The organism is Dictyobacter alpinus (assembly GCF_003967575.1).
In the GTDB taxonomy this organism is placed as follows: Bacteria; Chloroflexota; Ktedonobacteria; order Ktedonobacterales; family Ktedonobacteraceae; genus Dictyobacter; species Dictyobacter alpinus.
The window spans coordinates 2,793,560-2,808,054 of record NZ_BIFT01000002.1; the positions used below are offsets into that span (position 1 = coordinate 2,793,560).

Annotated in this window: 15 protein-coding genes; 4 read left to right on the plus strand and 11 right to left on the minus strand. The window is 50.6% G+C overall.

All coding sequences use genetic code 11. The features are described from left to right. Positions 1–297 precede the first annotated feature (297 nt). A complete protein-coding gene (locus EL633_RS33735) occupies positions 298–2,286 on the plus strand; it encodes an NAD(+) synthase (protein ID WP_174845191.1) in 1,989 nt (662 codons plus the stop codon). A gap of 738 nt (positions 2,287–3,024) precedes the next feature. Here EL633_RS33735 and EL633_RS33740 read toward each other — a convergent pair. The 3 genes from EL633_RS33740 to EL633_RS33750 all read right to left on the minus strand — a co-directional run bounded on the left by EL633_RS33740 (position 3,025) and on the right by EL633_RS33750 (position 5,760). Next, positions 3,025–3,510 (minus strand): MarR family winged helix-turn-helix transcriptional regulator, encoded by a 486-nt coding sequence (locus tag EL633_RS33740; RefSeq protein WP_126631596.1) that lies wholly within the window; start codon positions 3,508–3,510, stop codon positions 3,025–3,027. 445 nt (positions 3,511–3,955) lie between these two features. Then, positions 3,956–4,918, minus strand: a complete 963-nt coding sequence (locus EL633_RS33745; RefSeq protein WP_126631597.1) for an SDR family NAD(P)-dependent oxidoreductase — start codon at positions 4,916–4,918, stop codon at positions 3,956–3,958. A gap of 98 nt (positions 4,919–5,016) precedes the next feature. Beyond that, positions 5,017–5,760: an SDR family NAD(P)-dependent oxidoreductase gene (locus EL633_RS33750; RefSeq protein ID WP_174845192.1), complete on the minus strand. Its 744-nt coding sequence runs from the start codon at positions 5,758–5,760 to the stop codon at positions 5,017–5,019. A 192-nt stretch (positions 5,761–5,952) separates the two neighbouring features. On the opposite strand from EL633_RS33750, the gene EL633_RS33755 reads away from it, so the two are divergent. Continuing rightward, entirely contained in the window at positions 5,953–6,609 is a 657-nt protein-coding gene (locus tag EL633_RS33755; RefSeq protein WP_126631599.1) for a TetR/AcrR family transcriptional regulator, read from the plus strand. Positions 6,610–7,012: 403 nt separating this feature from the next. Here EL633_RS33755 and EL633_RS33760 read toward each other — a convergent pair whose 3' ends face one another. Further along, positions 7,013–8,365 carry a cytochrome P450 gene (locus EL633_RS33760; RefSeq protein WP_126631600.1) on the minus strand — a complete coding sequence of 451 codons (1,353 nt, stop codon included), beginning with the start codon at positions 8,363–8,365 and terminating at the stop codon, positions 7,013–7,015. Positions 8,366–8,517: 152 nt separating this feature from the next. Next, a complete protein-coding gene (locus tag EL633_RS33765; RefSeq protein ID WP_126631601.1) occupies positions 8,518–8,919 on the minus strand; it encodes a PPOX class F420-dependent oxidoreductase in 402 nt (133 codons plus the stop codon). 437 nt (positions 8,920–9,356) lie between these two features. On the opposite strand from EL633_RS33765, the gene EL633_RS33770 reads away from it, so the two are divergent. Then, positions 9,357–9,980 carry a Chromate resistance protein ChrB gene (locus EL633_RS33770; RefSeq protein WP_126631602.1) on the plus strand — a complete coding sequence of 208 codons (624 nt, stop codon included), beginning with the start codon at positions 9,357–9,359 and terminating at the stop codon, positions 9,978–9,980. Between the two features lie 91 nt (positions 9,981–10,071). On the opposite strand, the gene EL633_RS33775 is transcribed toward EL633_RS33770, so the two are convergent. From EL633_RS33775 to EL633_RS33795, 5 genes are all read right to left on the minus strand, one after another. Next, on the minus strand, positions 10,072–10,284 hold the full coding sequence (locus tag EL633_RS33775) for a hypothetical protein (RefSeq protein WP_126631603.1): 213 nt from the start codon (positions 10,282–10,284) through the stop codon (positions 10,072–10,074). Between the two features lie 39 nt (positions 10,285–10,323). Beyond that, complete coding sequence (locus EL633_RS33780; RefSeq protein ID WP_126631604.1) at positions 10,324–11,100, minus strand: COG4280 domain-containing protein; 777 nt, start codon at positions 11,098–11,100, stop codon at positions 10,324–10,326. A 366-nt stretch (positions 11,101–11,466) separates the two neighbouring features. After that, the gene (locus EL633_RS33785; RefSeq protein ID WP_126631605.1) at positions 11,467–12,003 is read right to left on the minus strand and encodes an NADPH-dependent FMN reductase; all 537 of its coding nucleotides are present in this window, start codon (positions 12,001–12,003) and stop codon (positions 11,467–11,469) included. A 132-nt stretch (positions 12,004–12,135) separates the two neighbouring features. After that, positions 12,136–12,705: a phosphate-starvation-inducible PsiE family protein gene (locus EL633_RS33790; protein WP_126631606.1), complete on the minus strand. Its 570-nt coding sequence runs from the start codon at positions 12,703–12,705 to the stop codon at positions 12,136–12,138. A gap of 326 nt (positions 12,706–13,031) precedes the next feature. Continuing rightward, positions 13,032–13,604, minus strand: a complete 573-nt coding sequence (locus tag EL633_RS33795) for a DUF1326 domain-containing protein (RefSeq protein WP_126631607.1) — start codon at positions 13,602–13,604, stop codon at positions 13,032–13,034. A gap of 425 nt (positions 13,605–14,029) precedes the next feature. Between EL633_RS33795 and EL633_RS33800 the strand changes: the two genes are divergently transcribed. Beyond that, positions 14,030–14,266, plus strand: a complete 237-nt coding sequence (locus tag EL633_RS33800; protein ID WP_126631608.1) for a heavy-metal-associated domain-containing protein — start codon at positions 14,030–14,032, stop codon at positions 14,264–14,266. An 81-nt stretch (positions 14,267–14,347) separates the two neighbouring features. On the opposite strand, the gene EL633_RS36845 is transcribed toward EL633_RS33800, so the two are convergent. Then, positions 14,348–14,485: a rhodanese-like domain-containing protein gene (locus tag EL633_RS36845; protein WP_161982672.1), complete on the minus strand. Its 138-nt coding sequence runs from the start codon at positions 14,483–14,485 to the stop codon at positions 14,348–14,350. Positions 14,486–14,495: the final 10 nt, after the last annotated feature.

Below are 14,495 nucleotides of genomic sequence, written 5' to 3' on the forward strand. Positions count from 1 at the left end.
TTTTATGTATATAGGTGTTTAGATATCCAGGTCAGTTTGTGCTTTTAGCAAGTATAAAAGAAGTAAGCCAGATATGAATGGGTCAAATGACCTATAAGAGATAGCAAAGTCTATGTGTAGATATGGTTTATTTTTTCTTTTCGCACGTCGATGGTTTTCGCTATATGGTATACTCAAAACTACTTCAGCCGGAATGGGTAGGATGTGCATGTTTTTCAGCCCTGGAGCGTCGAGTGCCTGGCGGGCTATGAAACGGGGAGCAGATGGGATGACTGGCCAGATCAATAGAGAAGAGGAATGCGAGTGAGTCAAGATATAATCTCTCTGGATGCGCTGGGTTTTCTGCGGGCTGCGGTTGTCGCGCCAGAGTTGCAGGTGGCAAATGTTCAATATAATACGCAGGCGATTGGCGCTGCTTTAAAGGATGCCGCGGCCCGTGGCTGTCAGCTGGCGGTTTTTCCTGAGCTTTCTATTACTGGATACACCTGTGCTGATTTATTTTATCAAGCGGCGCTACAGCAGCAGGCGCGCGAGGCTTTGCTGACCATTGCGCGTGTGTCAGGCGAGACGAAGGTAGCTGCGGTGGTTGGCCTGCCTCTCGAAATTGGCGGCAAGCTGTATAACTGTGCCGCATACGTCAATGATGGAGCGGTACTGGGCATCGTACCCAAAACATATCTTCCCAACACCAACGAATATTACGAGGAGCGCTGGTTTACCCCCGCCAAAAGTAGTCCTGTTACCGCGATACAGCTGGGCGGGAACACCATTCCCTTTGGTACTGATCTATTATTTGCCGCCAGTAACTTTCCTGGTTGTGTACTGGGGATAGAGATCTGCGAAGACCTGTGGGCGGTCCAGCCTCCCAGTGGGGATCAGGCACTGGCGGGCGCTACGGTTCTGATCAATCCTTCGGCTAGCGATGAAGTATTGGGTAAAGCTCCCTATCGGCTGTCATTGGTGCAGCAACAATCGGCCCGCTGTCTGGCTGCATACCTCTATGCGGGCGCAGGTCCTGGTGAATCGACGACAGACGTCATCTTTTCTGGCCATGCCTTTATCAGTGAAAATGGTAAGATGCTGGCCGAAACTGAGCGCTTCCACTTTTCGACCCAGATGGCGGTGGCCGATATTGACGTGCAGCGTATGACGCATGAGCGCCTGCGTAACAGCAGCTTCTCGGCTGCATTACCAGGGCGGAGCTATCGGACCATCCAATTTGAGATGCCGATCCCGACACGTAGCGCCGAGCAGAACGCCTTGATACGTCCTGATCTGACTCCTACTCCCTTTGTACCGGCCGATCCGGCACGGCGTGCGCAACATTGTCAGGAAATATTTCATCTGCAGTCCGTGGGACTGGCCAAGCGGCTCAAGCATACTGGTGTAACCCATATCACGTTGGGACTCTCCGGTGGACTGGATTCGACGCTGGGCTTACTGGTGACGCAGCAAGCTTTTGAGATGTTGTCTTTGCCGCTGGATGGGATTGTGGCGATTACTATGCCAGGCTTTGGCACCAGCAAGCGTACGCGCACAAACGCTGAACTGCTGGCGCAGGCACTGGGAATTACGTTGAAGGAGATTCCGATTAGCGAAGCTGTCCTGCAACATTTTAAGGATATCGGTCATGACAGTAACACACACGATATTACCTATGAAAATGCGCAAGCCAGAGAACGTACCCAGATCCTGATGGACGTAGCAAATCAGATTGGTGGCTTTATGGTCGGAACCGGAGATCTTTCCGAACTGGCACTGGGCTGGTGTACCTACAATGCCGACCACATGTCCATGTATCACGTCAACGCAGGCGTGCCCAAGACGCTGGTTCGCTACCTGATCGAGTGGTCAGCCGAAAGCGTCTATAGTGGTCCAACCTCCGCTGTATTGCAGGATATCTGCGCCACCCCTATCAGTCCCGAGTTGCTACCATTAGGGGAGAATGAAGCCATCCTGCAAGAGACCGAAGTCACGATCGGACCCTATGTGCTGCATGACTTCTTCCTCTTCTATGCGGTACGCCACTCGTTTGCGCCGCGTAAAATCTATGCACTGGCCTGTCAGGTCTTCCAGGGACATCATACGCCGAGCGAACTGTTGCGCTGGTTACGCGTATTCTATCAGCGCTTCTTTGGTGCCCAGTTCAAGCGTTCGGCCATGCCTGATGGTCCAAAAGTAGGTTCGGTTGCCCTTTCACCACGAGGAGACTGGCGCATGCCCAGCGATGCCAGCAGCGCCCTCTGGCTCCAAGAGCTTGACGAGCTGGAAAAGCGAAACCGCTAGATGTAATCCCTGGGGATGATGCGTTCAACATAACTACTTTAGAAGCGAGCCTTGCGCACGTCCCTTTAAGCGATTTGTGAAATAATGGCTTCGACATGCCACGTCTGCCAAGCGTACGTCGAGTGGCGCCACACGCAAGGCCGCACTGCTGGGTTTACGTGGGCCAGGGAATCAGAACGACTCGCAGTGCTGTGGCGCCTACACCAATCACCTTGGATGGTACCGGGGTGAGGGGGAACGTTTGGGTGGCGTGTTTATCCATCCAGACGTTCCCCTTGATGCATAGGTTCGCGAACCATGATTGGTGTGGGCCCTTGAGTATGAATGGAACGAAAAACAACGCGAAGGAAATTGGATCAAAGAAGGCTGATTGATCAGGTGTTTGAAAGACTGAGAGGGCCGCTCTTGAGAGTCGTGTTTTGTTGGCCTGAAATGCGCCAGGCTGTCATCAAGTGCAAAGTAGGACGATTGCTCTGCTCAAGCGAAGACTTCCATCAGTCTGAGAGGCTGTTTGATCTGAAGAAACTCGCCTTAGAAACCTCGCACGAGAAACAGAATTCTAGGACGAGTCGAACCAGCGAACATGCTGAATTTCTCTTCCAGTAGAACGCTGAAAACACCGATGAAAGGCAGAAACGCATGACTCGAAAGAGGGAATCATTCCCAGGATTGTTCGCCCTGCACTTCCTGACAGCCTGGCGCATTTCGCCCCAACGAAGGATTCTAGCAAGTATGGTTTTATGCTAACCGCGCCGTTAACTTCTTAAGTTGCTCCAACAAAGTCACGTACTCATCAAACTCAATACCGTAGCGACAACTGACCTGCATGGGCACGTCCACCGCACGTTCACGCAATGCACGCCCCTCGTCCGTGAGCGAGATGTCTACAACACGCTCATCCTGGGTGCGGCGTTGCCTTTTAATGAAACCTGTACTCTCAAGGCGCTTCAGAAGGGGAGAGAGCGTGCCGGAATCAAGATGCAACGTGCGCCCAATATCCTTTACAGAACATGTTTCACGATCCCACAAAACAACCATTACCAGGTACTGCGGATAGGTCAGACCGAACTTATCCAGCAATGGCCGATACACATCCATAGCCGCACGCGAGGCCGCATAGAGTGCGAAACAGAGCATGTCATCGATTTTTCCCTGGCCCTGCTCCCACCTATTCGTAGCCTTACTAGTATCCGACCCATCTTCTTGGCGCGATGAAATTGTCATAGTAAATCTCTCCCTCCTTACACCTGAGCAACTAGCATACGATTTTATAGTACACAATTAAATGGATATCAAGGAAATAAAAAGCAACCAGCCCTTGACAATTGTCTGTCTCATCTGGTAAATGCCCTCCCAAGTGATTTTGCCCTCCAATGTAAGCATTTGTACGGATTGTCATTGGATATTGCGAAACGTGTAAATCACGATGAGATCTACACCCCTTTGATGCTGGTCATAAGCGTGAAGAGTGAATATCTCAACCATTGAATACGTAAGAAATCGCTCCCCATCTCGCTTCGCCCATCAATACGTTGTCAATTGGCATCCTTTCTTCTAGAAAGGCATGTGAAGAGCCAGGATATCGAGGGATATCCTGGCTCCACAAGCGCATAGGGGGGCTGGAGTTGCACTTCTTCGATATGACCGGCGCTCCTTCAGGACACCGCGCTCAAGGATGCTGGGTAAGAGACAAGTCGACACCGGAGACCTTGACGACGGCCTGCCATGCGGCTTCCTGGCTGGCGCGATCGTGTAAGTGCGGGTGGCGCATCGCCTCGATGGGGCCGGTGACCTTCTTGGGCGCCGAGGCGAAGAATTGCCCCGAGACGTCGGTTCCGAACTCCGATGCCTGGAGGTAGCGACGAGCCGCAGTCTCCGGCGTCTGATTCATGCCGGGAATGAGGTTCACGATTGGGATAAACAGATATTTCAACGCCGGGCCAGCGTTTCGCACCACCTTGGTGTCGGTCGCCCCACCAGGCGAGACGGCGTACACGGCCATGCCTGAGGGTAACCGGCGGGCCAGCGCTGCGGCCCACCAAGCGACGATGAGCTTCGCGTCGGCATATGCCCGGTTGGGCTCGTATTTCACGTTCGGCCCGCTGCGCACCAGGGCTTCCACCGCAGCGCTTCGGTCACCCTGGTGGTATTTGGCCGCGAAGGCTGGCACGTCGGTGTAACTGAACAGGGGTACGTCTCCTCGGGCAGGTTCCGCCCCGGCGATAACAATCCGCGCGTTGGGGCTCAGAAGGTTGGCGCGGAGCAATCCGACGGTCAGTTGATGATGGCCGATTAGCGGGGCCTGAGTCGCCTCGATGCCCGCCGCAGTGAGCACGCGCTTCTTACCTGGGACCATTCCTGCATTGAGTAGTAGGAAATCGATCGGCCGACCGAGCCTGACTAGCTCGGCGAGGGCGGATTGAATGCTGGTCGGCGCGTCCAGCTCCAGCTCCAGCGGCGTGAAAACCTGTGTCTTGGTCTCAGCCGCGAGTTGAGCGGCCGTTTCTTGAACCCGGGCCAGGCTGCGCCCGGTAACGATGACCTGGCGGTAGCCCTCGATGGCGAGCATGCGGGCTGCCGCATAACCGAGCCCGGAGGTGGTACCGGTGACGAGTGCGATCGAATGTTCCATGTCTATTTTCCTTGCTGACTTTAAACTCTTTTGTATTCTACTCCGGTTGTGAAAATGTTTTGTTGAGGATGAAGGGTTCTTTTTTTCCTGTTCCTCGATTAGACGGCTGTACGTCCCCCATCAACGTGAAGAGTGATGCCATGCACAAAATTAGATTCAGGGCTGGCGAGGTAGACAGCGGCGTCAGCAATCTCCGAGGGCGAGGCCGCTCTTCCGGCAGGCAGGGTACTGGTTATTTGATCTATGAAAGCCGCTCCCGCCGTTTCGTTGGCAGGAGTGAGAGTTGGTCCTGGGGCAATAGCATTCACATTAACGCCACTATGCGCAAACTCCGCCACCCAGGATTTGGTGAGCTGGGTCAAAGCCGCCTTTGTGGCTCCAAAGAGGGCCAGTCCAGACATGCCTATATGAGCGGCCATAGACGTGATGTTGATGATTTTTCCGGCCCCTCGCTCGGCCATGTGAGGAGCGAGAGCGGCGCTGAGATAATAAGGAGCTTTCACATTGGTGTTGAACAGAGTATCGAAGGTTGGCTCGTCCACCTGCGCGGTGGGGCCAAATGTAACGGCGCCAGCATTATTGACGAGGATGTCGATCTGGCCGAACACCCTGACGGCCTCGTCCGCTAAACGATCCACCTCCGCTTTTGAAGACAGGTCAGCGAACACGAACGTCGCTGACCCACCGGTCGCGCGAATCTTCTCAACAACAGCTTTCCCACGTTGCTCGTCACGTCCAGAAACGACGATGTTCGCACCCTCGCGTGCGAAGGCTTCCGCAATGGCCTGACCGATGCCCGAGGTAGATCCGGTCACGAGCGCCGTTTTTCCCTGTAAACGCATAAAGATTGCCTCTTTCTATCCCTGGAAATACGTTATAATGGACTATGTGGTTCAATATATTGAACCACATAGTCCATTATAACAGAAGTGGACTAGGAAGTCCAGGATATGGTATACTCAGAGGCAAGAATACTCTCTTTTCGTACCTTGTGACGACGAAATGGGAGCACATGAGAGGAAGGGGAATCAACAATGCAGAGGGAGTTTCTTACCCCACGAGGGTATAGGAGTCGGGAGCGTATTCTCACGCAGGCCGCGCGGCTGGTCTATGAGAAGGGCGTTCGGGGCACCAGCCTGGACGACATTCGCGCGGCGACGGCTGTCAGTAAAAGCCAGTTGTACCATTACTTTGCTAATAAAGAGGACCTCGTGCTGGCGATCATTGAACGGCAGACGAGCATGGTTCTGGCCGAAGAACAGCCCTTCCTCGATCATCTCGACAGTTGGGAGAATCTCGAACGCTGGGGGGCATTTCTGGTTACCGAAACAGAAAAACGGCAATGTATCGGGGGGTGTCCAGTCGGCTCACTGGCGAGTGAGCTGGCTGATCAGGACGAGGCAAGTCGTGTGGCCCTGGTCTCTTCTTTCGATCAATGGGAAGGCTACCTGATCGAGGGCTTGACTGCTATGCAAGAGCGGGGTGAACTCCGAAAGGATGCGAACCCGGCCGAACTCGCGGTCGCGGTGATGACCAGTTTGCAGGGAGGACTCCTCTTATCCAAGACTCGCAAGACGACACAGCCACTACAGATTGCGCTGCGCACGGCATTCAGCTATGTGCGCTCGTTCGCGTCCTCAGTTCATACTCAAGGGCCGTGTGTTTCAACGTTGCTCAACGATCAAGGGTGAAAAACCATGATTCGTGTAGGCGCCACAGGCATGCAAGGTCTTTTCTGCACGTATCGCCGTTGATCATGCCGTATGCCGGCCTTGCGTGTGGCGCCCACTTGACGTACGGAACTCTGGCTCATTCCCCCACTCGACGTACGCAAGGCGGGATTCTAAAGTCGTTCGATCGATGTATGGTTCGCTGCTTTTTACGCCGTTTTCGTGGACACAAAAGTGCTTAACCGAAAGGTATTGTACGCAAGGCCCAATCCATCTCACGTAGCGACCTTTCAGACTCAACATGATCATGCTCAGGAACCTTCACGTGGAGCGAGGGGACGGCGACCCACAAGGGGACCGTCCTACATGATTCGTCTTTCTTCTCGCTTTATACATCTATCATCATGTATTGTCGTATTACGTTTTAGGCTTGTGAAACAGGTTCCAGGATAACCTGGAGGCCATTTTTTGGTCGCAGGGTGATCAGGGGATCGGTCTCCATCTTGAAGCCTGGCACAATCCGGAATTTGAAGCGCTGGATCATGGTGGCCAGGAGCAGGCGCATTTCCATCTGTGCGAAGGGCATACCAATACACATGCGGGGTCCGGCTCCGAAGGGGATATAGGACCAGGGCACGATATTTTTGGCGTTCTCTGGACGCCAGCGCTCAGGCTGAAAGGTGTCGGCGTTCTCCCATAGATCAGGGCGGCGATGCAGGACCCATTTGCTGATCAGCACAAATGTTTTGGCGGGCAAGGTATACTCCCCAAGCTTGAACTCTTCGCGTGCACGACGTCCGATCAGATAAGCAGGTGGATAGAGACGCAGCGTCTCATTGATCACCCACTCCGTATACGGCGTTTTGGAGAGATCAGCCAGGGTTGGAGGCTGTCCTTGTAATTGTTCCTGTAACTCAAGATAGAGTTTCTGGTATTGCGGATCATTCTGGGCGAGCAGATAAAAGGCCCAGACGAGCGTATTACTGGAGGTCTCGTGACCGGCGGCCACAAACGTCATGATATGATCGCGTATTTGTGTATCAGTTAAGGCTTTATCATCTTCAGTGGTTTCCAGTAGCATCGAGAGGAAATCACCTTTATCTATACCTTCTGTACGGCGTTGCGCAATCAATTCATAGATAACTTTATCAATAATACGTTTACCACGCTGGCGTTTACCATAGTCAGTGAATGGCAGATCGATACGCAGTTTCGTGATCGTCTCCAGTAAGCGTGGTTGATTCTCCAGGATATCTGTAAAGGCCTGCCCAAGCTTACTATTGCGCAAGCCAAGATCAATATCGAACAGACATTTAGCCACAATGCGCATCGTTAGCTGCTGTAATTCCTGGTCCAGAGCGATACGATCGCCGGCCTTCCAGGTATTCAACATTTCTATGGTATACTGGCGCATCGTATCGGCATAGTTCTCGACGCGTTTGCGATGGAACGCCGGTTGCACCAGACGGCGTTGCTGGCGGTGCGTATCCCCATCCAGATTGAAAAGGCCGTGTCCCGTGAACTCCTGCAAGCCCTGCGCAAACTCCGCACTCGTAAAATTACGAGGATTCTCGGTCAGCACATAATGAATATGTTCAGGTTCAAACAGAACCACGGAAGGCGTATCGGCCATACGAATTGTTGCCATGGGTCCATACGTTTGATGCAGTGTTTGTAGAAAATTCAGTGGATCTCTGACAAAACTATGATTGTTCCCTAAGACAGGCAATGGTTTAGGGCCGGGTGGTAGGATGGATTTTTGCTGGATGGCGTCCATGCGTGTTTTCCCTTTGTTGAAGAGTGGGTTATATACATAAAAAAAGGAACCGCCTTAGAGGTTCCTCAAATAGCTCTCTATAGATAATATCTGATTTGTGAGTTATTTTCAATATGTTTTTTTACGCCAATCTATCTGGCTGAAGTGTTTTATTATACATTGCGCCTGGAACTGACACTGGGCTCAACGCTGTCATCCCAGAAAATGATGCGCTTAGGGATGATGCGGATAATCGCCGAACTCATGCCGGGAGCATTGCGTTCGCCATGATCTTCATCGATGGCCTGGGCCTCGCCACGAATCTCCAGGCTGCGTGTTTTCCAGGGGGGGAGTACATCATCCACTAGCAAGGACGCCAGACCGTTGCGGGCAATATTGCGGAACTTCTGACTTGTCTCCATGTTGTAGCCACCGATATCAATGCTATCCAACTCTGGATTATAGCGGAAACTGACGGCCGCCACTTGTGGCTCGCCCTGCTTATTTACTGTTCCCAGCCGCCCCAACCTTTGTGTTTTTAAGTATGCTAACTCTGCGTCGCTAAACTTGCTCATGTGTAAACCTCAATTTCTGGCCCAAGAAGCCAATAGTATTTTATGTTAAGAAGAATTGTTCTTCTTCATGTTGAACAGCATAACAGATTTGCTTTCACAATGACACTGTCCCTGTGAACAGCGCTTGCCTGTCCTTTGGGACAGCATAAAGTTTCTTACAGGGCTTTTTCATGGCTCCTCGGAGGTCGTAAGGAGATCACTAGATAGTATTTCATGTGTAGAGTGTGTTTGGTGCGCGGCCCAGCCGCGCACCAAACACACTCTACCCCCCCAACCTGGCGCCGCAGGCGCCAAAAAGGAGCATGCAAGAGCCCTGGGTTTCTTATTTTTGGTGAATAGCTGTGGCACAGGATGTGCTATAGTAGGGGAAATGGTCATTGAGACTGGCATAAGATCGCATGAAAACAACTATTCATCAAAAAATGAGGTATTCATAGATGGACCTTCGGCGTTATATCCTTTTAATCTATCAAGTGCCCAGCCAGCCATCAGGTACCCGTGTGGGTATCTGGCGAGAGTTAAAGAAGATGGGTGCGCTTTACTTGCAGCAAAGTGTTTGTATTTTTCCTGAAATAGATGCAGTGCGTCTCTCTTTGCAGAAGATTACCGAACGTATTACAGAGCAAGGTGGTAATTACCATCTATTGCCCATTAATGATCTACCAGTTGAAGAAGAAACGAAAATTGTGGATGGTTTTATCGCGCAGAGCAACCTGCAATACGATGAGATTATCGAGAATTGCGACGTGAATTTCAGTAAAGAGATCGAGTTTGAGACCTTTCGACAGAATTTCACCTTTGCGGAAGCGGAAGAAATTGGGCAGGAACTGGAGAAAATTCGGCGCTGGTATGATCGGGTGGTTGAACGGGACTGGTTTGGGGCGGCCCGTCGGGAGCAGGCCCTGCGCAGTATAGAGCGTTGCGCAAAAATGCTTGAAGAATTTGAGGAGAAGGTCTTCCTCAAGCAAGAGGATGATGAGTCACAAGGAAGCTTACCGCTAGAAGGACATAAACAACTCCACCCACGACGCACGGAACGCAGTCATACCCATAAAAGCTAAAAAAGAAGCTACAGACCCTGGCTTTTGCCACATACCATTACCTGTACGTGATGGCAGGGCAGTTGTCCTGCCACCACATACACGATACAACTTATACTCTCTTCTTACTACGCAGTTCGCGATTCAGTGTAATGCCCAGGACTGCCAGAATAACAACCACGAGAATGAGTCCTGAATAAGGTCGAATCGCTGCCAGTGAAGCTACATTATTTATCAGTAGTAACAAGAGAAATACAAGTACAATACCAACAAGAATAATCATATCGCCAACAATGAAATTATAGACCGCTTTTAATGGTTTCATGCGCGAGTCCGTTTCCTTTCTTTCTTGCTCTCTCTTTGCTTATCGTCCTACGCTACTGACATTGGACGCTGCGATAGAGCGCTGCTGGCTTTTTAGCCACGCTACAAATCCCATTGATGCCAGGAGATAGATAATGGCGAGAACAGGAATGAAAGCATCCGCGAAAGGCCAATCCACATTAAAGCCTTCAACCATCCAGAAGGTACCAAATGTGGTAAGCATAATACCGACTACGAACTTCAAGGTATTTTCAGGTACCTGCTTGAGTGGAGCGCGTACAAGTGCGCCCAGCAAGATTACCAGCAGGCCAGCCACAACTGCACCGATCGCAGCCGAGCCAATGCCGCTGATGCCGCTTGTCGAGGTCGCATTACTCCCAAAGGTAATCACAATAAAAGCTACTTCCAATCCTTCAAGCAGGACCGATTTATATGAGAGCGCAACAGCCGTAGGCTGAATCTGGGTGATATCTTCGCCACGCGCGCGCATCTCTGCCATCGTCTCCTCGAAAATGGCTTCTTCATCGTGTAATGCCTTGAGACCGCTATAGCGCAGAATGGCCTTTTTGAGCCATTTTAAACCAAAGAGAACCAGAATCAACCCAACGACGATGCGTAAGATCGCAATTGGAACATAATAGACGATCGCGGTACCAAAGATGGCAACAATCACAGCCAGCGTTAAAGCCGCTGCTACGGCGCCGATCATCGCGCTCCGCCAGTTAATCGTAATGCCAACCACCAGGACAATGGTAAAGGCCTCGACAAATTCTACGGCTGACGCGAGAAATGCAGCAATAGTTACTGCCCATTCCATAAGAGCAAAACTCCTTTTTCACAATCAAAATAAGACGGCCATGCTAATTGACGCACTGAACTTTCTGTGACAGGACCAGCAGGGAAGATATTTTCCCTGTAGCTATATTGTAACACATATATTTTTGTAACATGTGTTGCGAGTAACAGAATTTACATTCAGTTAACTTCTTTTTTTTTATTGTGATAGTGTTTGGTTGCCACGCTTGTTGAGGAATATGCGACCAGCCATACGCGGGCCCTGAAGGGCCCATCATTCTTTTAAATGTGGTGTAAAATTGTGCGCATTGCGCACAATTTTACACCACATTTAAAACAGTGGATTACAGGTTGTCGATGGTTTGGGCGAGGGCATCGAGCCTGTGGATTACAGGTTGTCGATGGTTTGGGCGAGGGCATCGAGCACGGCTGTAAGTTGTTGGGCTGTTGCTGTATCCTGGATTTCGCCGGAAGGATTCAGTTTTTTGTTGATCTGAGGGATCGAGAGTTTGCCTGCTTCGGGGACCTTCGCGCCTAATGCTTGTAGGGTTAGTAGCAGTGATGCATGGGCTTTATCGCCTCCTCCCCAGAGTGGGGAGGCACTGATGGCCACAGTCGGCTTGCCAGAGAAATCGCCGGTAGATACCGTCCAGTCGAGCGCATTCTTCAGGACGCCCGGGACGCCAAAGGCATATTCTGGAGTACAGATCAGTACGCCATCGGCTTCAGTGAGCAACTGGCGCAATGTGAGTACTGTTGAGGGTGAATGATCACCATCGATATCAGGGGAGAAATGTGGGAGGTCTCCCAGTCCTTCATAGAGTGTAAATTCCATTGTAGCAGGAGCCATATGCATAATTGTACGTACAAGTCTCGTATTGGTTGAAGTTGCACGCAAGCTGCCAGAAATAGCTAGAATACGCATAGTCGATATATTTCCTTTTATCTTCTAGTCGTGATTGAATAGAGGCTGGTGTATAAGTTAACCATGATCTAGCAGCAAGTGTACATGTTCAAGTCAACTTGAAGTCAAGGGGGGAATAGTGAAATGAACATCTTATCCATTAGGTCCAATCTCAAAATCTCGGCCCAGCAACTTTAGGGTGATGCCCAGGACCAGGACGATGAGCGCGTACATGCCCAGTTCGATCATTACCGAGTTGAAATTTTCGACCTTTCCGACTGAGAGTTTGGCACTGATCGAGAGGATGCCTCGGGTGGCGGAGATAATGCCAATGAAGAGAAATGGACGTAGCGAGGTCACATGGGCTTTGAGATAATGGATGATGGTTCCAAGCACCTCGGCCATAATCAGGACCAGCAGCAGGTCAGCGATCAGTTTAATAATGGCGTTGGCGACCGCCGAAGATTGCTCGCTCCCTTGCATTCCTGATAGCCCTAGTAAGGTGACTGCCACATCCCAGCAGCCGTAGCCAAGGGCGATGAGGGTTCCCAGCAGAAAACAGATACCAACCAGGACATAGATCACAGTAGTGGCGCGGTCCAGCAACATGCTTGAGATGAGCGTGGGACGATCTTCAGGCTGGTAGGTGATGTGATTCTGTGCTGGTTGCTGATGGGGCTGGCTGCTGTTGGTACCAGCCATCTCCTGCTGTCGATCTGCCATTGCTTTGCTCTTTCTTCTGTCGACTTTCCAACGGCCTCATCCCAGTCCGTCACAGTGAGACTCTTCCAGCACCGGAAGCCATACCACGTTGCTGGGGTGACGTATCTGTCATCTGGTGGATTGATACATAGAGTTCGACGCATGTGGCTGTCGCGGTGGGTAGCGGCGAGATTTGAGCAGTATTGCTGTCATATTTACAGGTTAGGGGTAGAGGCTGCTATCATCCGGAGAGGGCTGATAAATAGTAGAGGAATAAGATATATATGGGTAACAAAAAAGCAGAAAGGTAGCAAATCCTTTTCTGCCTTTTTAGATTGCCGTAGAGGCTACATTTTTTTGAATGTAAAGGTATTTCTTAACGCCATTGGTCCATCATAGTCCCATGCGCGGGCCTGATATGCTTGCGGATCACTGCTAGCGCGCAACAAGGATGGTTGATCAGGCCTAAAGGTAGCATGGAGGGTCGGATTGCCCTCTGCTGCGGGATGATACGCTAATTGGGCGCGATAGACAGCCCGCTGTGTGTGCGGTAAAGGGGCCACTTCAGCCGGCACACTGTCCAGTTGTCGCTCAAACATACTGAGCAGGGCACTTGCTTGTTCACTGGTTGCTCGGGCATCAATGAGAAATATCTCTTGCCAGAGTTCATTACTCTCTACAGAAACTGGTTGAGTCAGACTCATAATGGAGAGGTCTGAGACCTCTATATCCTGAATAGTGCCAGTCTCGATATAATAGCCACTGACGCGCCATAAAGGATAGCTGAGTCCATCGTTGCCTCTCACGCCATCCGCACATTTGCATGGATTGCAATCGCATGGATTGCACGAGCAAGAATCGCCACGAGCCCCAAAGACGGCTCCCTGAAGCAGATATTTTTGTTGTATCACGGTAATCATGTGTCATTCTCCTGAAAAACAAGCCAGATGTGTTGTCTCCGTGCTGGAGCAATGCAAGGGAGCTTGATAGTGTGTACTGACTAAATAAATTTTTACTGGGACGAAGCACAGGTCAACCGTTTCAATCTTCAAATTTATTATAACATAAAATATATAAATATATACGGTAATGATTGTGGTATGATCTGTGGATCCTCTCACCTGCGTTGCTCGCTACATGATGAAATGTTGAAGTGGATATGGGAGTTGCGATCTACATACTCACTTCAATACATTGAAGAGAAGGATTTGATTATTTTTATTTGTATTGATCTTTTTTATTGTATTAGTATAAATACCTATATTTTTGCTTAGGGTTCCTTTTACTATAAATAGTTGATATAGTAGAGGTGTGATTGGTGTTAGATGTTAGGGAGGATTTTGCTATGTTACGAGAATGTTGTTTGACGATGGCGAAGATGAATTGTAGTGGATGTGTGGGTAATATTACCAGGGTGCTGCAAGCGTTTGCCGGCGTGGATATTATGGGGACTGACCTGCCTACCAAAACGGTTCAGATCCGCTATGATAGCGAGCGTGTGCAATTGGCGGAGATAGAGCAAGCATTGGCTAATGCTAAATATCCTGTTGCCAGCGTGAGCATTGCAGCGAAGTCCGTTTAGATCCTTTTTCAAGAGACCAACAGAGCCTTTCTGGATATCGTTAGAGAGGCTCTGTTGGTGATTGATTGACTAATTATACGATTAGATCAGCAGTTTTTCATCGAACGTATGGGGTGTACCACGCGGTTCAAGCGGCAGTCCGTAAGACTGCCAGGCTTTAAAGCCACCCCGTAAAGCGCTGGAACGCGGCCAGCCCGATCGTTGTAAGTCTAGTACCACACGGGCACTT

Bases quoted from the DNA above. Each gene is read 5' to 3' on its own strand.
- EL633_RS33795 (WP_126631607.1), bottom strand. From the start codon at position 13,604: ATGATTACCGTGATACAACAAAAATATCTGCTTCAGGGAGCCGTCTTT.
- EL633_RS33775 (WP_126631603.1), bottom strand. From the start codon at position 10,284: ATGAAACCATTAAAAGCGGTCTATAATTTCATTGTTGGCGATATGATT.
- EL633_RS33750 (WP_174845192.1), bottom strand. From the start codon at position 5,760: ATGCGTTTACAGGGAAAAACGGCGCTCGTGACCGGATCTACCTCGGGC.
- EL633_RS33755 (WP_126631599.1), top strand. From the start codon at position 5,953: ATGCAGAGGGAGTTTCTTACCCCACGAGGGTATAGGAGTCGGGAGCGT.
- EL633_RS33760 (WP_126631600.1), bottom strand. From the start codon at position 8,365: ATGGACGCCATCCAGCAAAAATCCATCCTACCACCCGGCCCTAAACCA.
- EL633_RS33735 (WP_174845191.1), top strand. From the start codon at position 298: ATGCGAGTGAGTCAAGATATAATCTCTCTGGATGCGCTGGGTTTTCTG.
- EL633_RS33740 (WP_126631596.1), bottom strand. From the start codon at position 3,510: ATGACAATTTCATCGCGCCAAGAAGATGGGTCGGATACTAGTAAGGCT.
- EL633_RS33770 (WP_126631602.1), top strand. From the start codon at position 9,357: ATGGACCTTCGGCGTTATATCCTTTTAATCTATCAAGTGCCCAGCCAG.
- EL633_RS33790 (WP_126631606.1), bottom strand. From the start codon at position 12,705: ATGGCAGATCGACAGCAGGAGATGGCTGGTACCAACAGCAGCCAGCCC.
- EL633_RS33785 (WP_126631605.1), bottom strand. From the start codon at position 12,003: ATGCGTATTCTAGCTATTTCTGGCAGCTTGCGTGCAACTTCAACCAAT.
- EL633_RS33745 (WP_126631597.1), bottom strand. From the start codon at position 4,918: ATGGAACATTCGATCGCACTCGTCACCGGTACCACCTCCGGGCTCGGT.
- EL633_RS33780 (WP_126631604.1), bottom strand. From the start codon at position 11,100: ATGGAATGGGCAGTAACTATTGCTGCATTTCTCGCGTCAGCCGTAGAA.
- EL633_RS33800 (WP_126631608.1), top strand. From the start codon at position 14,030: ATGTTACGAGAATGTTGTTTGACGATGGCGAAGATGAATTGTAGTGGA.
- EL633_RS33765 (WP_126631601.1), bottom strand. From the start codon at position 8,919: ATGAGCAAGTTTAGCGACGCAGAGTTAGCATACTTAAAAACACAAAGG.